1 protein-coding gene is annotated in these 546 nt (G+C 65.9%); it reads left to right on the top strand.

Annotated features, from left to right (window positions below):
- A partial coding sequence (locus AC1D0O_RS25055) for a cadherin-like domain-containing protein (protein WP_477656191.1) occupies positions 1-546 on the top strand: 546 nt, incomplete at both ends.

Genomic DNA, 546 nt, shown 5'->3' with positions numbered 1-546 from the left:
CGACGCGCCCACGCTGACCAGCGCCAAAGCCGTGCTGGCCGGCGGCACGGAGGACACGGCCTACACCATCACCCAGGCCAGCCTGCTGGCCGGCTTTAGTGATGTGGACGGCAATGCACTGTCGGTGGTCAACCTCACGGCCGGCAACGGCACGCTGTCGGCCTTTGATGCAGTCAACAAGCGCTGGACCTTCACGCCCGCGGCCAACTACAACGGACCCGTCAACCTGGGTTACGGGGTCAGTGAYGGYRCTGCGACCACGGTGGCCACGCAGAGCTTTGTGCTGGYGCCGGTCAACGACGCGCCCACGCTGACCAGCGCCAAAGCCGTGCTGGCCGGCGGCACGGAGGACACGGCCTACACCATCACCCAGGCCAGCCTGCTGGCCGGCTTTAGTGATGTGGACGGCAATGCACTGTCGGTGGTCAACCTCACGGCCGGCAACGGCACGCTGTCGGCCTTTGATGCAGTCAACAAGCGCTGGACCTTCACGCCCGCGGCCAACTACAACGGACCCGTCAACCTGGGTTACGGGGTCAGTGATGA

The sequence above is a fragment of the Polaromonas sp. P1_F2 genome (genome assembly GCF_056405735.1).
This window is presented reverse-complemented; position numbering and strand designations above follow the sequence as displayed.